15 protein-coding genes are annotated in these 18,483 nt (G+C 52.2%); 7 read left to right on the top strand and 8 right to left on the bottom strand.

The window, feature by feature from the left end:
* Positions 1 to 8: 8 nt before the first annotated feature.
* The 4 genes from nagZ to KHQ09_RS10870 all read right to left on the bottom strand — a co-directional run bounded on the left by nagZ (position 9) and on the right by KHQ09_RS10870 (position 8,046).
* Positions 9 to 1,031, bottom strand: a complete 1,023-nt coding sequence (nagZ, locus tag KHQ09_RS10855) for a beta-N-acetylhexosaminidase (RefSeq protein ID WP_255560525.1) — start codon at positions 1,029 to 1,031, stop codon at positions 9 to 11.
* A gap of 190 nt (positions 1,032 to 1,221) precedes the next feature.
* On the bottom strand, positions 1,222 to 4,770 hold the full coding sequence (locus KHQ09_RS10860; protein WP_213598231.1) for an SPOR domain-containing protein: 3,549 nt from the start codon (positions 4,768 to 4,770) through the stop codon (positions 1,222 to 1,224).
* 189 nt (positions 4,771 to 4,959) lie between these two features.
* Positions 4,960 to 6,717, bottom strand: coding sequence for an arginine--tRNA ligase (gene argS, locus KHQ09_RS10865; protein WP_075654867.1), 1,758 nt, complete (start codon positions 6,715 to 6,717; stop codon positions 4,960 to 4,962).
* A 129-nt stretch (positions 6,718 to 6,846) separates the two neighbouring features.
* Positions 6,847 to 8,046: a deoxyguanosinetriphosphate triphosphohydrolase gene (locus tag KHQ09_RS10870; RefSeq protein ID WP_213598233.1), complete on the bottom strand. Its 1,200-nt coding sequence runs from the start codon at positions 8,044 to 8,046 to the stop codon at positions 6,847 to 6,849.
* Positions 8,047 to 8,312: 266 nt separating this feature from the next.
* On the opposite strand from KHQ09_RS10870, the gene erpA reads away from it, so the two are divergent.
* Both erpA and xth read left to right on the top strand, forming a co-directional pair.
* Positions 8,313 to 8,639, top strand: a complete 327-nt coding sequence (erpA, locus tag KHQ09_RS10875) for an iron-sulfur cluster insertion protein ErpA (RefSeq protein WP_075654866.1) — start codon at positions 8,313 to 8,315, stop codon at positions 8,637 to 8,639.
* Positions 8,640 to 8,718: 79 nt separating this feature from the next.
* On the top strand, positions 8,719 to 9,498 hold the full coding sequence (gene xth / locus KHQ09_RS10880; RefSeq protein WP_213598235.1) for an exodeoxyribonuclease III: 780 nt from the start codon (positions 8,719 to 8,721) through the stop codon (positions 9,496 to 9,498).
* An 88-nt stretch (positions 9,499 to 9,586) separates the two neighbouring features.
* On the opposite strand, the gene KHQ09_RS10885 is transcribed toward xth, so the two are convergent.
* Positions 9,587 to 10,333, bottom strand: coding sequence for a tetratricopeptide repeat protein (locus KHQ09_RS10885; protein ID WP_022711496.1), 747 nt, complete (start codon positions 10,331 to 10,333; stop codon positions 9,587 to 9,589).
* A gap of 787 nt (positions 10,334 to 11,120) precedes the next feature.
* Between KHQ09_RS10885 and KHQ09_RS10890 the strand changes: the two genes are divergently transcribed.
* From KHQ09_RS10890 to KHQ09_RS10900, 3 genes are all read left to right on the top strand, one after another.
* Complete coding sequence (locus tag KHQ09_RS10890) at positions 11,121 to 11,690, top strand: thermonuclease family protein (RefSeq protein ID WP_213598237.1); 570 nt, start codon at positions 11,121 to 11,123, stop codon at positions 11,688 to 11,690.
* Position 11,691: 1 nt separating this feature from the next.
* A complete protein-coding gene (locus tag KHQ09_RS10895) occupies positions 11,692 to 12,354 on the top strand; it encodes a uracil-DNA glycosylase family protein (RefSeq protein WP_213598239.1) in 663 nt (220 codons plus the stop codon).
* A 118-nt stretch (positions 12,355 to 12,472) separates the two neighbouring features.
* Positions 12,473 to 12,952 carry an Lrp/AsnC family transcriptional regulator gene (locus tag KHQ09_RS10900; RefSeq protein WP_022711499.1) on the top strand — a complete coding sequence of 160 codons (480 nt, stop codon included), beginning with the start codon at positions 12,473 to 12,475 and terminating at the stop codon, positions 12,950 to 12,952.
* Between the two features lie 365 nt (positions 12,953 to 13,317).
* Here the strand turns inward: KHQ09_RS10900 and cobT are convergent, their stop codons facing one another.
* Positions 13,318 to 14,343 carry a nicotinate-nucleotide--dimethylbenzimidazole phosphoribosyltransferase gene (gene cobT / locus KHQ09_RS10905; protein ID WP_213598241.1) on the bottom strand — a complete coding sequence of 342 codons (1,026 nt, stop codon included), beginning with the start codon at positions 14,341 to 14,343 and terminating at the stop codon, positions 13,318 to 13,320.
* A 180-nt stretch (positions 14,344 to 14,523) separates the two neighbouring features.
* Here cobT and KHQ09_RS10910 point away from each other — a divergent pair, with 180 nt between their 5' ends.
* Positions 14,524 to 15,228 carry a retropepsin-like aspartic protease family protein gene (locus KHQ09_RS10910; protein WP_213598243.1) on the top strand — a complete coding sequence of 235 codons (705 nt, stop codon included), beginning with the start codon at positions 14,524 to 14,526 and terminating at the stop codon, positions 15,226 to 15,228.
* Positions 15,229 to 15,366: 138 nt separating this feature from the next.
* Positions 15,367 to 16,356, top strand: coding sequence for a tRNA dihydrouridine(20/20a) synthase DusA (gene dusA / locus KHQ09_RS10915; RefSeq protein WP_213599947.1), 990 nt, complete (start codon positions 15,367 to 15,369; stop codon positions 16,354 to 16,356).
* 153 nt (positions 16,357 to 16,509) lie between these two features.
* Here the strand turns inward: dusA and KHQ09_RS10920 are convergent, their stop codons facing one another.
* Both KHQ09_RS10920 and KHQ09_RS10925 read right to left on the bottom strand, forming a co-directional pair.
* Positions 16,510 to 17,670 carry an alpha-D-ribose 1-methylphosphonate 5-triphosphate diphosphatase gene (locus KHQ09_RS10920; protein ID WP_213598245.1) on the bottom strand — a complete coding sequence of 387 codons (1,161 nt, stop codon included), beginning with the start codon at positions 17,668 to 17,670 and terminating at the stop codon, positions 16,510 to 16,512.
* Positions 17,671 to 17,694: 24 nt separating this feature from the next.
* Positions 17,695 to 18,444, bottom strand: a complete 750-nt coding sequence (locus KHQ09_RS10925; protein ID WP_022711504.1) for a DUF1045 domain-containing protein — start codon at positions 18,442 to 18,444, stop codon at positions 17,695 to 17,697.
* Positions 18,445 to 18,483: the final 39 nt, after the last annotated feature.

Genomic DNA, 18,483 nt, shown 5'->3' on the forward strand with positions numbered 1-18,483 from the left:
CCTGACTATCAGGCAACAGCGACCTCTGGGAATAAAGCGTTAAATTCCGCACGGATCGCTGCCTCATTGCTCAGATCCGCTTCACCTGCAAAGACTTCAGCCAGTTCCGCACGGCGCAGACTCTCATCTTTCAGATCAGGAATAGCAGCGGCAACGGCTATGGTTTCTTCCAGCACGCCGCTGCAATGCAGCACCACATCACAACCGGCAGCGATAATCTCACGGGCAATATCATCCAGATTGCCGGACAGCGCCTTCATGGAAATATCGTCGCTCATCAGCAAACCGTCATAATCCAGCATATCACGGATCACGCAATTGATAACCACCGGCGACAGCGTTGCAGGACGTTCCGGATCGAGCGCCTTGTAAACAATATGCGCAGTCATAGCGGCCGGCAGATCATCAAGCTGGCAGAATGGTACAAAATCACGGGCGCAGAGTTCGCTCAAAGGTGCATCAACGCTCGGCAGTTCCTTATGGCTGTCGGCAAATGCACGGCCATGCCCCGGCATATGTTTCATCACCGGCAGCACACCACCGGCCATCAGCCCTTCAGCAACCGCATTGCCCAATACCGCAACAGTTTCCGGATCATAGGAGTAAGCGCGCGAGCCGATCACCTCATGAGAGCCTTCAACCGGCACATCCAGCACCGGCAGACAATTGGCATTGATGCCAACGCCCATCAGATCAAAAGCATGAAGACGGCCGAGCAGCCAGGCGGCGCGCATACCCTGTTCTTCATCCTGTTCATAAAGCGCACCGATCTGCGACGCTGACGGATAGTTCGGCACCAGCGGCGGGCGCAGGCGCTGCACACGTCCGCCTTCCTGATCGATAAAGATCAGTGTCTCATCCCGTCCGGTTACATCGCGGATTTGCGCGGTCAGTGCGCGCAACTGCTCGAGACTTTCCACATTGCGGGCAAACAGAATAAAGCCCCACGGACGCACACGACGGAACAATTCCTGCTCGGCTTCGGTCAGCATTGTACCTTCGAAACCGGTAATCATGGCTTTAAATGTCATTGCGGCAATGCTCCTCGCCTATTGGAATATGACAAATCAGACAGGCATTTCGCAGATAAATGGCTTCATTTAACGTCCGCGATAATGCGACAAATCAGATAATGCTCTCTGCATAACCCATAAAGAGAAAATGCGCTGCGTATTTTAAAGATACACAGCGCATTTCATGTTTGTTTTACATGATTTCAGATCAGAGTGTCGGGAAGCAGCTGCCACCGGCAGATTTCAGACGCTCGCAGAGCGCTGCGGCTTCAGCCTTGGTACCACCCGGAATACGGACACGGTAATAAGTACCCTTACCGGCAATATCCGCCCTTTTGATATCAACACCACGACCACCGATAACATTACCGTAACGCGAGCTCATATTGGCATAGCTCTTCTGTGCCAGTTCTGCACTCGGCTGCGAGGCAATCTGAATGAACCATGTACCCGCAGGAACATTGGCCGAAACATTGGCTGCAGGCGCAGTGGCGCTGGCAACCTGCTGCGGCGCGGTATTTTGCGCAGGACGCTCCACATTGCCTACAACATTAACCGGCTGCTCGGCCGGACGTGACGGCACAACCGGAGCTGTTGTCACTTCACGCGGTTTGACCTGTTCACCGGAAGCGGTGAAAGTCTGCGTCTGTACAACGCGCGGTGTTGCTGCACTCTGTGCAGAAGGTGCCGGTGCATCAGTACCCAGACGTTCAGGAACAGCACTCTGGCTGATCAGGCGGGATGCCTCATCAAGACCATTATCGGTTGCAGCTGCATTATTATTTGCAGGCGCAGTGGCCGCCGGTGCTTCACTCGGTACGATTGTACCGTCAGCGCGCACGACCATGGTTTTAACCGTACGTGGTGTTACCAGTTCGCGCTCAGCCTCTTGTGCCGGATTATTGGCAGCAGGAGGCGTTGCACTATTGGTGCTTTCCGGTTCATCTGACAGCAAACGGTCTTCTTCCGCATCCGCACCCTGCAACAGACCTACATCAACCGGCTCTTCTTCCGTATTGATAAGGGTTTTCTGTTCAGGCGCAGCAGGTTTGGTACCGGAAACCTGATCGTAAACAGCCTTGTCCTGATTTGGTACAACCATACCGCCCGGATTTTCCGGCTGGACTTTAACCGGCTGGCTGTCAGCCCGCAGAACTGCAGGTTCGCCGCCGACAACACCGCCGGATTTGAGCATATAGTAACCGCCGCCCAGAACGATCAGAGCTGCTACAGCGACCGATGCCCAGAGGATAGGTTTACGCAACGGGTTCTCTTCACGCGGACGGGCTTCCGTATAGTCATCCTCATCACGGGCAAAATTCTCGGACAGATTATAGGTGTCGAAATCATTATTCTGCGCACCCTGAGCCGCCCAGTGATTATAATAATCATCCTGCGTGGCATTGCCTGCCTGGCCTGCACCGCTCTGCGCGGCAGAACCACGCAATGCTGCACCCGCTACGGCTGCACCGGCAAGACCAGCTGCAGCACCGGCAATAGTGCCGAAACCTGCACCATTGGAATCGGTGTCTTCCGGCTCGGCTTTGACGCTCGTATGATAGTCTGCAAAATTATCCTGCAGAATATTTTCGAAAGCCTTGTCCGCTTCACTGGTTGTATCCGGTGCGGTAGCTTCATTCACACTAATCGTGCTGAAAATTTCTGCGAATTCTGATTCGAGGCTGTTCAGCCCCGTTTCTTTAACATCATCACCATAGCTGACCTCAGGCAGATCAAGCGCCTGTGTCTGCTCAACCTTGTTTTCCGACACAACAACGGATTCAATTTCCGGTGCCGGTACAAACGGCTTGGAGGCTGCACTCTGAGCAGGCTGATAGGCCGAAATCTCCGGTTCATCATTCAGATCAAGATCAAGCGGCAGTTCTTCCGATGCTTCTGCAACAGCGAAATCATCGGCAGGCTGCAGGTCTTCATCGAATGAAAAATCGAAATCATCATTGCTGAAGAAATTATCCGCCGCAGCCGGTTCTTCATAAGCCGGTTCTTCGTAGGAAGCTGCAGCAGGAGCAGTGTCACGCACAGGCTGCGAAGCATAGGAAGACGGAACAGCTGCAATCGTATCCGCAAAGCTGCTGACAGTGCGTTCTGTTGTACCTGCAGCAGCTGCGGTTGCACTTGCTGCAGCCGGAGTCGCCGCACCAAATGTGTAGGAAGAATAACCGCGCACTGCATTATGGGCCAACGGAGCTACCGGCTCATTATAAGTCAATGGAGCCTCCGGCTCCGGTACATAAGGCTGCTCTATGGCCGGTTCTGCAACGGGCGCATTTTCTTCTGCTTCGTAGAAATCATCGCCGAAGTTGAAATTTTCAGTCTGTTGCTCTTCTTCAAAAGCGACAGCCTGTTCCGGCTCATAGGTTTCGGTTGTTTCTTCCGCGTAATCAGACTGTGATCTGGCACCGAACAGATCCGCAAAGGAACTGGCTGCCGGAGCTTCAGCTGCATCAGCAGCGTTGTCTTCTTCCCAATTGGTCTGGGCGTTGACTGTGCGGTTAGGCAAACGACTCAGATCAGGAGCAGCAAAGAACTCATCATCAATCTGGTCGTAATTCTGCACCGGTGCAGCCTGCGTATAATCATCCTCGCCCTGAGCATAATGATCCGCAACCGGCTCCTGACCGTCGAAATCGGCAACAGCAGGGGCAACCTCAATGGACGGCGCATCAAACAATGGTTCGATATCGGTTAGCGGAACAACTTCATCCTCATAAGCGGCGACCGGATCAGCAGAGGCCGCTGCTTCTGTTGTTGCTTCAAACGGTGCCTGATAAGCATAATTATCCGTCTGAGCCGGTGCCGCAGCAGGTGCTTCATCCTGCAGCAGGAATGAAAGCTCATCCTCAAAGCTGGTATCAGACTGCTGTGCTGTATTCACAGGGCGGTAAGCCTCGTTTTCCGCAAAAACATTGTCATAGCTCTGGGCAACAAATTCCTGTTGCGGCTCACGGCCGATATCAGAAAAATCGAAATCATTTGCATTCAGTTCAGGCAGATCAAAATCCTGAGCGGCCTGTTCTTGCGAAACATTGGCCGCGACTTCCGAATATTCAGGCGCATGGGAACCATACCCCGCCTGATAAGGCTGGGCATACTGGTTCTCCTGATAATACGGCTCGGCAGCAATCTGCGGAGCGGTTTCCGGTTCAAAGCTCTGGCTCAGCTCATTTTCCAGCGAAGAGAAATAATCTTCATTCGCAGCCTGCACAGGCTCTGAAAATGCTGCATCCTGAGGCAGATCGGAATAGGCCTCATAATAAGCATTCTGCGGTTCCGCAGCTGTATAATCCTGCTCTTCCGCATAATATTGCGGAATATCCTGCTGAAAGGCAGGCTGGGACTGTTCCGGTGCTTTTTCTTCTGCATAGGCACGCTGTAACGGCGCATAGCCGGTAAAGCGCGGCTCGACAGCCTGCTGGTAAGAGCGGCTCTCAGCAGCTGCCTGCTGAACAGGGCTGAACACTTCATCCTGCGGCTGGAAATTGCTGGCTGTCTGTGCCGGTTCAGCAGCGAAGTCCGCCGCGAATTCAGCGTCGAAATCTGCCATCAGTTCCCGCTCAAGGCTCATCTCGGAGGACATTTCCGGTTCAGCCTGCGCATTCTGCATATTTTTTTGTTCTGCCGGTTCATCAAAGCCAAAAATGCGCGACAATTCAAACAGCGGATCATTATCCCGCGCCGATTCGTCGCGAATATCACTGTGATTCTGATTGCGGCCCGTCACGCTACTGTCAGTCATGGCGTTTTCCTAATTTCAACTGGAGCGCCCGCCGACGTCTCCCTAATCATTGCTAATATAGCAAGGCAATGTGGGCAAAACTTGACAGTAGTTTCCTGCAAAAACGGCACGAAAACGCAGCAAATGCGCCTTTCGTGCCGGTCTTTACCTGAATATCAGAGGCGGTAACTTAAACCGCCCTCACTCTATTCAGCGCATTTCTGTCGGAGCATCCGCGCCGATAATCGACAATCCGGATACCAAGACATCAGAAACAACCTGCACCAGCCCTAACCTGGCAAGTGACAAGTTTGTATCGTTAACCTTAATAAAACGTAAGTCCGGGTTGTCCGAGCCACGATTCCACTGAGAATGGAACGCACTTGCGAGGTCATAGAGGTAAAATGCGAGCCTGTGCGGCTCCTGATGAATGGCCGCGGTCTCAATCAGACGCGGATATTCCGCGAGCTTACGCACCAGCGCCACTTCGCTCTCATCGGTGAGCAGAGACAGGTGTTTGGCAGCCTCTTCACGCTCGATTTTTTCCAGACCAAGCTGCTCTTTCGCCTGACGGAAAACCGAGTTCGCACGCGCAGATGCATATTGCACGTAGAATACCGGATTGTCTTTGGACTGCTCGGTGACTTTGGCAAAGTCAAAGTCCAGCGACGCGTCATTCTTGCGGTACAGCATCATAAAACGCACAGCATCGGAACCAACTTCATCCACGACATCGCGCAGCGTAATGAACTGGCCTGAACGCTTGGACATACGCACCGGCTCGCCATCACGGAACAGTTTGACCATCTGGCAGATCAGCACGGTCAACTCGGCCTTACCTTCAGCAACAGCCTTGGCCACCGCTTCCAGACGCTTGATATAGCCGCCATGATCCGCACCGAGGACATAAATCATTTCCTCAAAACCGCGATCAAACTTGTTTTTGAAGTAAGCAACATCCGCAGCAAAGTATGTGAAGCTGCCGTCAGACTTAACCAGCGCACGATCCATATCATCGCCGACTTCAGTTGAACGGAGCAATGTCTGCTCACGATCTTCCCAGTCATCCGGCAGCTGACCTTTTGGCGGCGGCAGCTTGCCTTTATAGACATGGCCTTTGAGCGTCAGATCGTTGATCGCGGTGCGGATCAGCTTGGCATGGTCAGCATGCAGGCTGCGCTCGGAGAAGAACAGGTCATGATGCACATTGAGGGAGGCCAGATCATCACGGATCAGCGCCATCATGGCATCAATCGCACGGTCTTTTACCAGTGGCAGAACTTCTTCTTCCGGCTTTTCCAGCAGCGACGAGCCAAATTCTTTGGCCAATGCCTGACCAAGCGGCACCAGATAATCACCCGGATAGAGACCGGCAGGAATTTCGCCAATATCTTCGCCCAGTGCTTCGCGGTAACGCAGCATCACGGATTTGGCCACAACATCAATCTGCGCACCGGCATCATTGATGTAATATTCTTTGGTTACGTCATAACCGGCGAATTTCAGCAGGTTAGCCAGCACATCACCGACAACCGCGCCACGGCAATGGCCGACATGCATAGGACCGGTCGGGTTAGCGGAAACATATTCCACATTGACCTTACGCATACCGCCCATTTTTGAACGGCCGTAATCGGTGCCTTCTGCCAGCATAACGCCCAGCTGACGCTGCCAGTAATCATCATTCAGACGCAGATTGATAAAGCCCGGACCCGCCACATCAACGGATGCAACATCCGCATCGCCTTTCAGCGCTTCGGCGATTTTGGCTGCCAGTTCACGCGGATTGCTGCCAACCGCCTTGGAGAGCACCATGGCCGCATTGGTGGAAATATCACCATGCGTAGCATCGCGCGGCGGCTCAACACCAACACGGGAAACATCCAGTTCACCACCGTCTTTGTCTTTCAAACCAAGATCTTGCAGTGTCTTTTTAATTTTAACGTCGAAATCAGCAAAGATATTCATAATCTGTCCTGTCGGAACATAAATGCGGAGCAAGGCCGCAATTCACATTCAATCAATTGAACGTCATGCAATGGGGAAGCTCAGCGCCTCGCAAATCACACAGTCAGAAATGGCAGTTTTGCAGCCCGTTTAAGCCAAGTCGGGCGTATGGTCAAACAATCGTCGGTGTTCACGCACGGCATAATTATCAGTCATACCTGCAAGGAAATCCGCAATCTGACGTGCAAAGGCGGAAGTCTCGTTACCGGCGATCCCTGCCCGCCAATCGGCAGGCATCGCATCCGGCGCCGTCATATAAGCATCGAACAGGTCTTTCACGACCTGATCGGCATTTTTACGGATCGGCACGACCTGCGCGTTGAAATAGAGATTCCGGTAGAGAAACTTCTTCAAGGTTTTCTCGGCAATCGCCATATCCGGCGAAAAGCCGACCATCATCTCACTGGCCGCACGCACATCATCCACACTCTGCGGATTGAATTTTTTGATCTGCTCTTGCGCATGCGCAATCACATCTTCAACCATACGGGTGATCTGCCGGCGCATCAGTTCATGACCACGACGCACCGGATCAAGCTTCGGATAAAGGCGCTGAACTTCCTGCAGAATATCCCGTGTCAGCGGCACTTCTTCCAGCTGCTCAAGCGTGAGCAGACCGGAGCGCAGGCCGTCATCAATATCATGGGCATTATAGGCGATATCATCGGCAATCGCCGCACATTGCGCCTCAAGGCTGGCAAAACCGGAAAGTTCCAGATCAAACCGCTCATTATACTTGAGGATCGAACCCGGTACCGGCTCACCATCCGAATAACGGCCGGTCAGCGGGCCGTTATGCTTGACCAGTCCTTCCAGCGTTTCCCATGACAGATTGAGCCCGTCGAATTCCGCATAGCGCTTTTCCAGCAAGGTCACGATACGCAGTGACTGCGCATTATGGTCGAAGCCGCCATAGTCTGCCATTTTCTCATTCAGGGCATCTTCGCCCGTATGGCCAAACGGCGTATGGCCGAAATCATGCACAAGTGCCACGGCTTCAGCCAGATCTTCATCCAGCCGCAATGCGCGCGCCAAAGCACGGGCAATCTGCGCCACTTCAATCGTGTGCGTCAGCCTTGTGCGGTAATGATCGCCTTCATGGGCGATAAACACCTGTGTTTTGTGCTTTAATCGTCGGAAAGCAGTCGAATGGATAATGCGGTCGCGGTCACGCTGATAAGGCGTGCGTGTTCGGCTCTCGGTCTCATGCACCAGGCGTCCGCGCGTTTGCGCAGGGTCGCATGCATAAGGAGCACGTTCACGATAGCCGAAACCAATACTGTCCATCATTCTTCCTGTTATGACTTGTGTTTCATCAACCAAAAATCTGCAAGCTTGCGCAAAGCACATCTGGCCTTTCGCAACAATTGCACTCTGCTGCATTATCATGATTGCAGTGCAAAATAACAGGTTTGATATGCAGTGCAGTATAAAACTTTAGGGCAAATGACGTGTGACAGGAGATTGCGCCCTCTGCGCCTCTGACCTATATTATAGTCCTATCAACATATATCCTGTGCGGAACTTGAACCGCCCATGATTTTAAGGTGACTATTATGACGGACATTTCCGTATCCGATGCGGCGGCCAAACGCATTGTCAAAATTCTGCAAAAGCAAGCCGACAAATCAGCCCTGCGTATTTCCGTTGAGGGCGGCGGCTGTTCAGGCTTTTCCTACAAATTCGATCTCGTCAGCGATACCAATGATGATGATCTGATCATCGAAAAAGACGGCGCCAAAGTGCTGATCGACAGCATTTCCGTGCCTTATATTGACGGTTCGGTTATTGATTTCATTGACGATCTGATGGGACAGTCCTTCCAGATCAACAATCCGAATGTCACGTCATCCTGCGGCTGCGGTGTCAGTTTCGCAATCTGACCGGTTTCTGCCATGAATAGCTGCCGCATGATCTGAAATGCGGCAGATTTTTTATAAAACTCAATACGGGGATACGTCTTTGAAAATTGCCACATGGAACATTAACGGTGTCAAAGCACGTATCGAAAATCTGCTGCACTGGTTGCAGGAATGCCAGCCTGATGTGGCCTGCCTTCAGGAAATCAAATCCGTAGACGATTTGTTCCCGCGACTGGAAATTGAAGCCCTCGGCTATCATGTAGAAACCCACGGCCAGAAAGGCTTTAACGGCGTTGCCATTCTCTCCAAAGTCTCTCCGGTTGAGGTCAATCGCGGGTTACCGGGTGATGACAGCGATGAGCAGTCACGTTTTATCGAAGCCGTATTCACCACTGAAAAGGGTGTGATCCGTATCATTTCGCTCTACCTGCCAAACGGCAATCCGGTTGATACGGAAAAATACCCGTATAAACTCGGCTGGATGCAGCGTCTGGAAGACTGGGCGAAAGAGCGGCTGGAACTGGAAGAACCATTAGTACTCGCCGGTGACTACAATATCATTCCGCAGCCGATTGATGCCAAACATCCGGAAAACTGGGTAAATGACGCGCTGTTCCTGCCGCAGAGCAAACAGGCATTCCGTCGTCTGGAAAATCTCGGTTTTTATGATGCGATCCGCAATGTCAGCGATGAACAGATGTTCTCATTCTGGGATTATCAGGCCGGTGCATGGCAGAAGAATAACGGCATCCGCATTGATCACCTGATGCTGTCGCCGGAAGCTGCCAATCTGCTCGATGGTGCGCAAATCGAGAAACACACACGCGCATGGGACAAACCGTCTGACCATGTGCCGGTTGTTATTCAGCTTAGCTGCTGAAAATTATTCAATGATTTTAAGATTATAGCGCCGCAAACTGAATCATTTTTCTAAGTTGCGGTGCCTGCACAACTGTTTTTACCCAGCTCTAGTGCTGGCCAACGAGTGCAATCGCATTACGGCGGTCAGCCTCACCGGCAACCGAGAATGCCTGTTCCTGCATCGCACGGATCCATTCGCAATCCTGATCCGAACAACGCTCAAAAGCAGCAGTCAGCATCGCAAGGCCGCGAACGGTTTTTCCGGCCTGAAACAGCATATTGCCGAGCATAGCCTGCGCATTGGCATTGCCTTTTCTGGCAGCCAGCTGGAACCATCGTGCAGCCTGCGTTTTGTTCTTCTCTACCCCGTCGCCTTTGAGCAGCATAGCGCCAAGCTCATATTGGGCAGTCGAGTCGCCAAAATTGGATGCGGCCTGCACATAAAGATCGCGGGCCATATCAGGATTGGAATTCACAGGGGTGCCGGGAATACCGCGCTTGAGATAGCGCGCCATCTGCACCAATGCACCGGCCACATAAGATTCGTTCTGTGAACCCGGCTCTGCTCCTTCATGGACGATTTTTTCGAAAATTTTATAGGCTTCGTAATCGTTTTCTGGAACACCGTCGCCCTGAGCATACATGCTCGCCAGTTTCCAGTTCGCACCCGGATGTCCCTGATCTGCCGCATAGCGCAGAGCTTTCAGCGCTTCATCCTTATGGCCGTTCTTAAAGGCGGATACCCCGAATTTGAAAACCTCAAACGGATTGCTCTTCTTTTCCGCATTGTCCGGAATATCAAAAGCAAACGCACTGCTGCACACCAGATAGAGTGCAACACCGGCTCCACACACAGAATACGCGATTTTCTTAAACGACCCGATCACGACAGCATTCTTTCATTATCGTTTGCCAAAATAACTTTGGTAAAGGACAAGTTAACAAGATGAGAAAAACTAGCCATTTTTTCAGGCAAGATTGCGACCTGTGAATAAAGTCGGCTAAACAGATTTCCTTCAACAGACACCGCACCTGAAGTCATCATGCAAGACTGCACGCTAACCTGCGGATTTTTTTGAGAAAAACTATAATTCTGCAATTACCGACCTCAATGAAGGGCAAAGATTGTTTCACATTTTGTCAGGACTAAACTTTGCCCGTCTCCTATCGGTGCTCCGCATTTATGGCGGGAAATAGGCCAAGTTCGTCTCCGTGAACCTTAGCGCGGCTGAAAGGTAAATACTGTTACCAAAACAACACAAATTTACGCTGATATATAAAATTGCCCCCTCAAAACCACGAAACAATCCGGTTTCAGAGCGTCATAGTTGTCATCCCGTTGCGAAATATAGTTAAGCAAGTGATTATAAATCTTGGTTTTATAGAGAAGCAGGATTTTCTGAAGAATCGCTATCCAGAATCGATTCTCTGTGTGCCAACAGAGTTTCAGGATGATGCAGATACGATTTCAACCATCCTTGCGATAATCCTCTTTTCTTCAGGCAAGAGCGCCTTATAGTCCGCCTTATGAAACCATCTGCTTCGGGGCGCAGACCTCAAGTCTACAGACGACAGCCACAGCGCCGCAGTCATCGCAGGCACTATCGCAAACCCTATTCCTTCCTTCGCCGGTCAGGGATTGTGACTGCACTGCTGTTGCTGGGCATATATGCTTTGCTGCAAACCTTTATGCCGCAATGGGCAGAGACTGTCTCCGGCAGCAATCAGCCGCGTCAGCCTGTTCGTGCGGACAAGAATGAAATCCTGCCTGCGCAACTGAGCGGTCGCGGCGGCAGCCTGCATATTTACGACGGCGATACCATTGCCATACAGGGGCAGCGCATAAGGCTGAAAGGCATGGATACGCCGGAAACGAAGCAAATCTGCAGCATGGACGGTAAAGACTATAGTTGCGGGCGCAGTGCGACTGCGGAATTACATCGTCTGATTGGCAATCAGACTGTTACCTGTACAGCGGACGGACGGGATCAGTATGACCGCATCCTCGCCTTCTGCAAAGCCGGAGAGACTGATCTCAACCGCACGATGGTCGAGCAAGGCTGGGCAGTTTCCTATGGGCTCTATCAGCGTGAGGAAGCACAGGCACGCAAGAATAAACTTGGATTATGGGCGGGGGAATTTGAGCGCCCCGGCAAATGGCGGCGGGAAAATCAGTCGCGCTCTAATGAGCGTAACCGGAGCAATCAGTAATATGGCAACGGCATTGCAGACACTGCAACATCAGATCAATGACTGCAGAATTTGCCGCGACCAGCCGCTTGGTCCACGCCCGCTGGATCATGAGCCAAGGCCGGTATGTATCTCCTCCCCGACAGCCAGAATTGCCATATGCGGTCAGGCACCGGGTATACGTGTGCATAATACCGGCATTCCGTTTAACGACCCCTCCGGTGTGCGGTTGCGCCAATGGCTCGATGTGACACCGGAAGAGTTTTATGACGCAGAGCGCTTTGCGATCATTCCCATGGGTTTCTGCTTTCCGGGCTATGACAAGCATGGCGGCGACCTACCCCCGCGCCGTGAATGTCGCCTGACATGGCATGACCGGCTATTTGATCTCATGCCGCAAATCGAGCTGATTATTGCCATTGGCAGCCATGCGCAAACATATCATCTCGGGCGCAATCCTACCTATCGCGAATATTTACAGGCACAGCAAAAACCGCTCAATATGACCGAGACCGTAGAAAACTGGCGACGCTTTATCGAGAGCAATCAGAATGACGGCCCTGCTGTACTGCCGCTGCCGCATCCGTCATGGCGTAACAGCGGTTGGCTGAAGCGTAATCCGTGGTTTGAAAACGAGCTTTTGCCGGTGCTTCGTCAAAAAATCCGGCCTTTATTGTCGAGATAAAAATAATTTCTAACTTAATGCAATTTGATAGTATTATATTCTTCGCGTTTAATCGCGCGCTCATCCATAAGGTATATAGTTTCAAAATTATACAATTCGGCGCTTAATGTGAGGCAAAATGGACAGACTTGACAGAAAAATTCTCCGTCTGTTGCAGGAAGATGCAACGCTGGCAGTAGCAGATATTGCCAAAAAAGTTGGCCTGTCCACCACCCCGTGCTGGCGCCGTATTCAGAAACTGGAAGAAGACGGCATCATCAAGCGCCGCGTCGCTGTGCTTGATCCGGTCAAGATCAATGCCCGCGTCACAGTCTTTGTTTCGGTGCGCACCAGCTCTCACAGCCATGAATGGCTGAAGCGTTTTGCTGAAGTCGTGCAGGAATTTCCGGAAGTGGTGGAATTCTACCGCATGAGCGGCGATATTGATTATCTGCTGCGCGTTGTAGTGCCGGACATTGCCGCCTATGACGCTTTCTACAAGCGCCTGATCAGCAAAATCGAGATCCGCAACGTTTCATCGTCTTTCGCCATGGAGCAGATCAAATATACGACAGAACTGCCTCTGGATTATATGGTGCTGGATAAAGACGGTAACTAACCCATAAAAATGGCACTATCCCACGGCAAGGATAGTGCCACTTTTGCTACAGGCGACATGAAATACCGGCCAATATAAATTGTAAAAAACGCAGCGGATATACCAGCGTAAATACATCCTTCGGCTGACTTCTCAGCAAATATTACTTTGAGTAAAATTGTCGCCTGCTCTTAAAACCCTCATACTCCAATACGCATCTATCTTAAAAACTGACAGGCTGCGCACAACCGCAATTAATTGCAGTTTTGGCAAATTATTTTTGAATCCCAATAAAAAATTACCGAAAAAGCACCGCCTCAAAGTTGCAAAAAAATCCGGCGCGCTCACACGGCCGGATTTTTTTATTTCTGAGACTGTGTTTCGAATTACGAAACGCTGCGGCCGTTCATACCGGCATCTTCAGCAGTTGCCATAGAGACATGACATTGAGCAGCGGTTTTCACCAGACCGGCTGCCAGTGCAGCACCTGTACCGGAACCAAGGCTGATATTCAGATCAAGCAATGGTGTCTTACCCATTTTCTCCAGCAACAAGCGATGCCCCGGCTCGGAAGACACGTGGGAGAACAGGCAATGATCCAGCGCATCACCATTCATCGCCAGCAGAATGGCTGCGGCGGCACTGGCGACATAACCGTCAATCAGCACCGGAATTTTCTCGGCACGCGCGGCCAGAATTGCACCGGTGATCGCAGCCAGTTCACGGCCACCCAGACGACGCAGCACTTCCAGCGGATCACGCAGATTACCTTCATTGAGGGCAACGGCTTTTTTCACCGCAGCAATTTTTGCAGGCAACACACTTGCATCTTCACCGGCAGCCAGTGACACCCAGTCCTCAGCCTGATCGCCAAACAGCGCCAGAGAAATCGCAGCAGCAATGGTTGTATTGCCAACGCCCATTTCACCGATGCACAGCAGATCCGTACCACCGGCAATTGCTTCCATGCCAAAAGCCATAGTTGCCGCACAGGTGCGCTCATCCATCGCCGCTGTCACGGTAATATCTTCAGTCGGATGCTCCAGCGCCAGATCAAAAACCTTCAACCCCAGATCATTGGCGATGCAAATCTGGTTGATGGCAGCGCCGCCGGCAGCAAAATTATTGACCATATCCATAGTCAGCGATTGCGGCTGCGAGCTTACACCCTGCGCCAGCACACCATGATTACCGGCAAAAATTGCCACCAGAGGACGCATGATCTGCGGCTTGGCTTTACCGCTCCATGCAGCCAGCCATTCCGCAATCTCTTCAAGACGCCCGAGTGAACCGACAGGTTTGCTCAAACGCGCTTCACGTTCACGCACCGCTTCGCCAGCGAATTCGCTCGCTTCCGGAAGCTGGCTGATAAGTTCACGAAAATCATCAAATGGCAGTCCGCTGGTACTCACGTTATCAAATCCGTCTTTTAGCCGTAATGGGGGAAATTCATCTGCGCCTGCTATACGCCCTGCTCACAGTTTTTCAAAGTGCAGAAAAATGAAATTATTGTGCCCGCAGGCCAAAGCCTCCATATAAAGACATGCCCTGCTTCGGCAGGATCATCCGACAGTCTCAGGAACAATGACTTCATGAACCGTTTATTCTGGCTGGTTATCGCAGCAATTGCCATTCTCCTGCTCGTTCTGATCGTCAATGACAAGAGCGGTACAACACTCGGCCTTGCCAATGATGATTTTGCCGATGCGGCCTATATGAGCATTTTCGGCATTGTCGTGGCTGCCGGTTTGCTGGGTTCCGGTATTCCGCTCAATCATATGATGCGCAATATTGCGATCTGGGCGGTGATTATTCTCGGCCTCGTCACCGGCTATCAATATCAGTATGAACTGACCAATATTGCCAATCGCGTAACCGCAGGGCTGATACCAGGCAATGCAGTCAACGGAAATAGTGTTGACGGTGCCGAGACGGTCAGCATCGGTCAGTCGGCCAACGGTCATTTTGAAGTCAATGCACTGGTGAACGACCAGCGCGTGCGCTTCATGGTCGATACCGGTGCTTCCACAATCGTGCTGACACAGGCAGATGCTGAAAAAGCCGGTATTGATGTCAGCAGCCTCAGCTATACGAATCCTGTCAGCACAGCCAATGGCCGCACCATGGCTGCATCAGTACGGCTGCAGGAAATCCGCATCGGTAATATCACCCGTCAGAACCTGCGCGCACTGGTTTCACAGGAAGGCCAGCTCAGCGGCAGCCTGCTGGGTATGAACTTCATGAACAGCCTGAGTGCCTATACTGTGCAGCGCGATCAGCTGATCCTCACGGACTGAAAAAGCCGTCAAGCTGGACAGGCCGGTCTTTAACCATTATGTCCGCGCAGAAACATCCGCAGAGAAGACGCCGTAAAGAAGATAATTGTGACCAGACCAGAAAAACTCTATGCCGCCAAAACCTTTTCCATCGCGCCTATGCTCGACTGGACGGACAGGCATTGCCGTTTTATGCATCGTCTGCTCACCCGCCATACTTTGCTCTATACGGAAATGGTGGTCGCCGATGCTGCCATCCATGGTAAGCGTGACCGCCTGCTCGGCTTTTCAGAACAGGAACATCCTGTCGCTCTGCAACTTGGCGGCTCTGATCCGCTGAAACTTGCCGAGGCCGCTAAAATCGGTGAATCCTTCGGCTATGACGAGATCAATCTCAATGTCGGTTGCCCGTCAGACCGCGTGCAGTCGGGTGCCTTCGGTGCCTGTCTGATGCTGACACCGCGACTGGTGGCAGACTGCGTTGCCGCCATGAAACAGGCAGTGAAAATTCCGGTAACGGTGAAATGCCGTATCGGCGTGGATGATCAGGATCAGGAAGCCGCACTCTCAGAGCTCAGCCGCATGGTGATTGCGGAAGGCGCAGATGCACTGTGGGTACATGCGCGTAAAGCATGGCTGCAGGGACTATCGCCGAAAGAAAACCGTGATATCCCGCCGCTGGATTATGACCGCGTTTACCGGCTGAAACAGGATTATCCGCAGCATTTTGTTGGCATTAACGGCGGAATTACCAGTTTTGAGGAAACCACAACTCATTTGCAGCATACAGACGGCGTGATGATGGGTCGAACAGCTTATCACACACCAATGGTGCTGCGTGATGTGGATCGCCTTGTTTATGGCGATGAAACCACACCTCTTTCGATGGAAGATGTGCTGGATGTGATGTGCGATTATGCTGACCGGCACATTGCGGATGGCGGCCGCCTTGCTCATATCAGCCGCCATATGGTCGGGCTGTTTCAGGGTCAGGCGGGTTCACGCCGCTGGCGGCAAATTCTCTCGACGGATGCCACCCGCAATGATGCGGACAGCAAAATCATCCGCAAAGCCTATCAGGTGATGTGCGAAACCGCTGCCGAGGTAGAGGAAAACAACGCTGCCCGTGTGGGACAGGCAGCGGAATAATTTTCAACTATTCTGCAATTATAAAGCGCAGACCTAATCTGTCTTATGGTGAGACGAAATTGTGCCTTTTGAGAACCGGAGCGCAGCGTACTTATAGTACGTGAGCACCGGAAGCGGAAAAAGGTGCAATTTGCAGGCCACCAGAGGGCCGATTTAGCTGACTCTGGTGCCGGAGCGCCAGACTGAGCGCACCACCGGCACATCGTCAATGGCGTGAACGCGCACGAGATCGGCACGCAGGCCTTCTGCGATTGAACCGCGATCTGTCATGCCGACAGCTTTTGCCGGATTGGTGCTGACCATGCGGATGGCCTGCGGCAGATCAATATGCTCGACCACATGGGCAAGGTTGAAGGCGCCCTGCAGCATGCTGAAAGGGATGTAATCCGACGAGATAATATCCAGATAGCCTTTTTCGGCCAGTTCCAGAGCAGAGACATTGCCGGAATGGGAGCCGCCGCGCACCACATTCGGCCCGCCCATCATCACCCCGATGCCGTTGGAGTGCGATGCCGCGGCGGCTTCAACCGTTGTCGGGAACTCGGCAACAGCCACACCATGAGCCACGGATTCATCGACATGGGCTTGCGTCGCATCATCATGGCTTGCCAGCATAATGCCGTTGGCATGGCAATAATCAGCAATCAGCGCGCGGTTTTTCGCAGAGTTGCGCTGTGATTCACCAACGCGACGGTCACAATAGACCTGATAATCGTCCTCGCTGACTTTGTTCTTGCGCATGAAATAGATGCGGTAAGATTCCATATCCGGAAACTGCCGCTGCCCCGGCGCATGATCCATCAGGGATGCAAGGCGCACACCCGATGCGCCACGCAGCTGCTCAAATGCACTGATACAATCATTGGAAGAAACTTCGCAGCGCAAATGCAGATAATGCTCGGCGCGCAAACGGCCTTTGCTTTGCGCCGCCTGCAACGCATCTGCCAGCAACAGCATGTCATCAATCACAACTTCGCATTCGCCGTCATGGCCAACGCGCAGTGCATCAAAAACCGTGGTGATACCGGAGGCGGCGATCTGCGCATCATGCGCCTGAATAGCCGCCAGCGGGTTCCAGCGCACTTTCGGACGCGGTGCATAATGGCCTTCAAGATGATCCGTATGCAGCTCCACCAGTCCGGGGATCAGATAATCCCCGTGCATATCCTTACCCGATGCCGAGATTGTATTATCAATCGCAGCAATCTTTCCGTCGCGCATGACAACGGTGCCACTGATAATTTCATCAGGCAGCACAATCCGTGCATTGGTCAGAATTGTTTCGGCAGATTTATTTTGGTTTGGAGCGGACATATCTTCTCTTAAAGTTTTATAGGACTATTCAGCCGCGGCTTTTTCCAGCTGTAACTCCGCTGAGACCGTATTCTGCGCAGCAACCGGCTTGCCCGTCAGCGGGTGAAGCGAGTGCACTTCGAATGGTACACCTGATTCTGCCTCGGTAAACAGAGCCAGATTGGTGATCTTGACCGGTTCATTCAGCACGGGCGCGAAAAACTCTTCCAGCACATTACGCACATGCGCCTGTTTTTCCTCCGGCACTGCGCCGGTCAGGGTCATATGAAAGCGGAACTGCTCGAACACATAAGGATAGCCCCACTGGTCGAGATTGGCACGGTGGATCGCATCCATTTTCTCGGGCTTGCGCTTGGCCAGTTCCTGCGCATTCAACGGCGCACGAAAGCGCTCAAAATGCACCACCACATCATTAGCCAGCTGCTGAAGCTCCGCACAAGGCTCGGATACGACCAGCGCAAAGAAAGGTCCGATCTGCGAAACTTTGAGCTTAGGCAGCTGTACAGCCTGATAGCTGGAGGCAAAATGCATCATCGCAGAGAGAAGCTGATGTTCTTCATAATCATCATGCAGGCGAAACGGTGCTTTCAGCGTCGCATGAAAACCGTAGCGGCGCGGCTCTTCAGTCAGAGCGCTGACCTCATCAGGGCTGACGGAACCAATCACCGGCGTGCGCACAACCATACCGTTAAAGGCATTGCGGCCAAGCCAGTTTGCAGCCACCCGCAGCAACGGATCATGAGCAGAGGGTGTGAAATATATTCCGTATCGCATAAAAATCCCTTTTTCACAGGTTTACGAACCGGCATGTCA

It is taken from the genome of Pseudochrobactrum algeriensis (assembly GCF_018436245.1).
GTDB classification, from domain to species: Bacteria; Pseudomonadota; Alphaproteobacteria; order Rhizobiales; family Rhizobiaceae; genus Pseudochrobactrum; species Pseudochrobactrum saccharolyticum.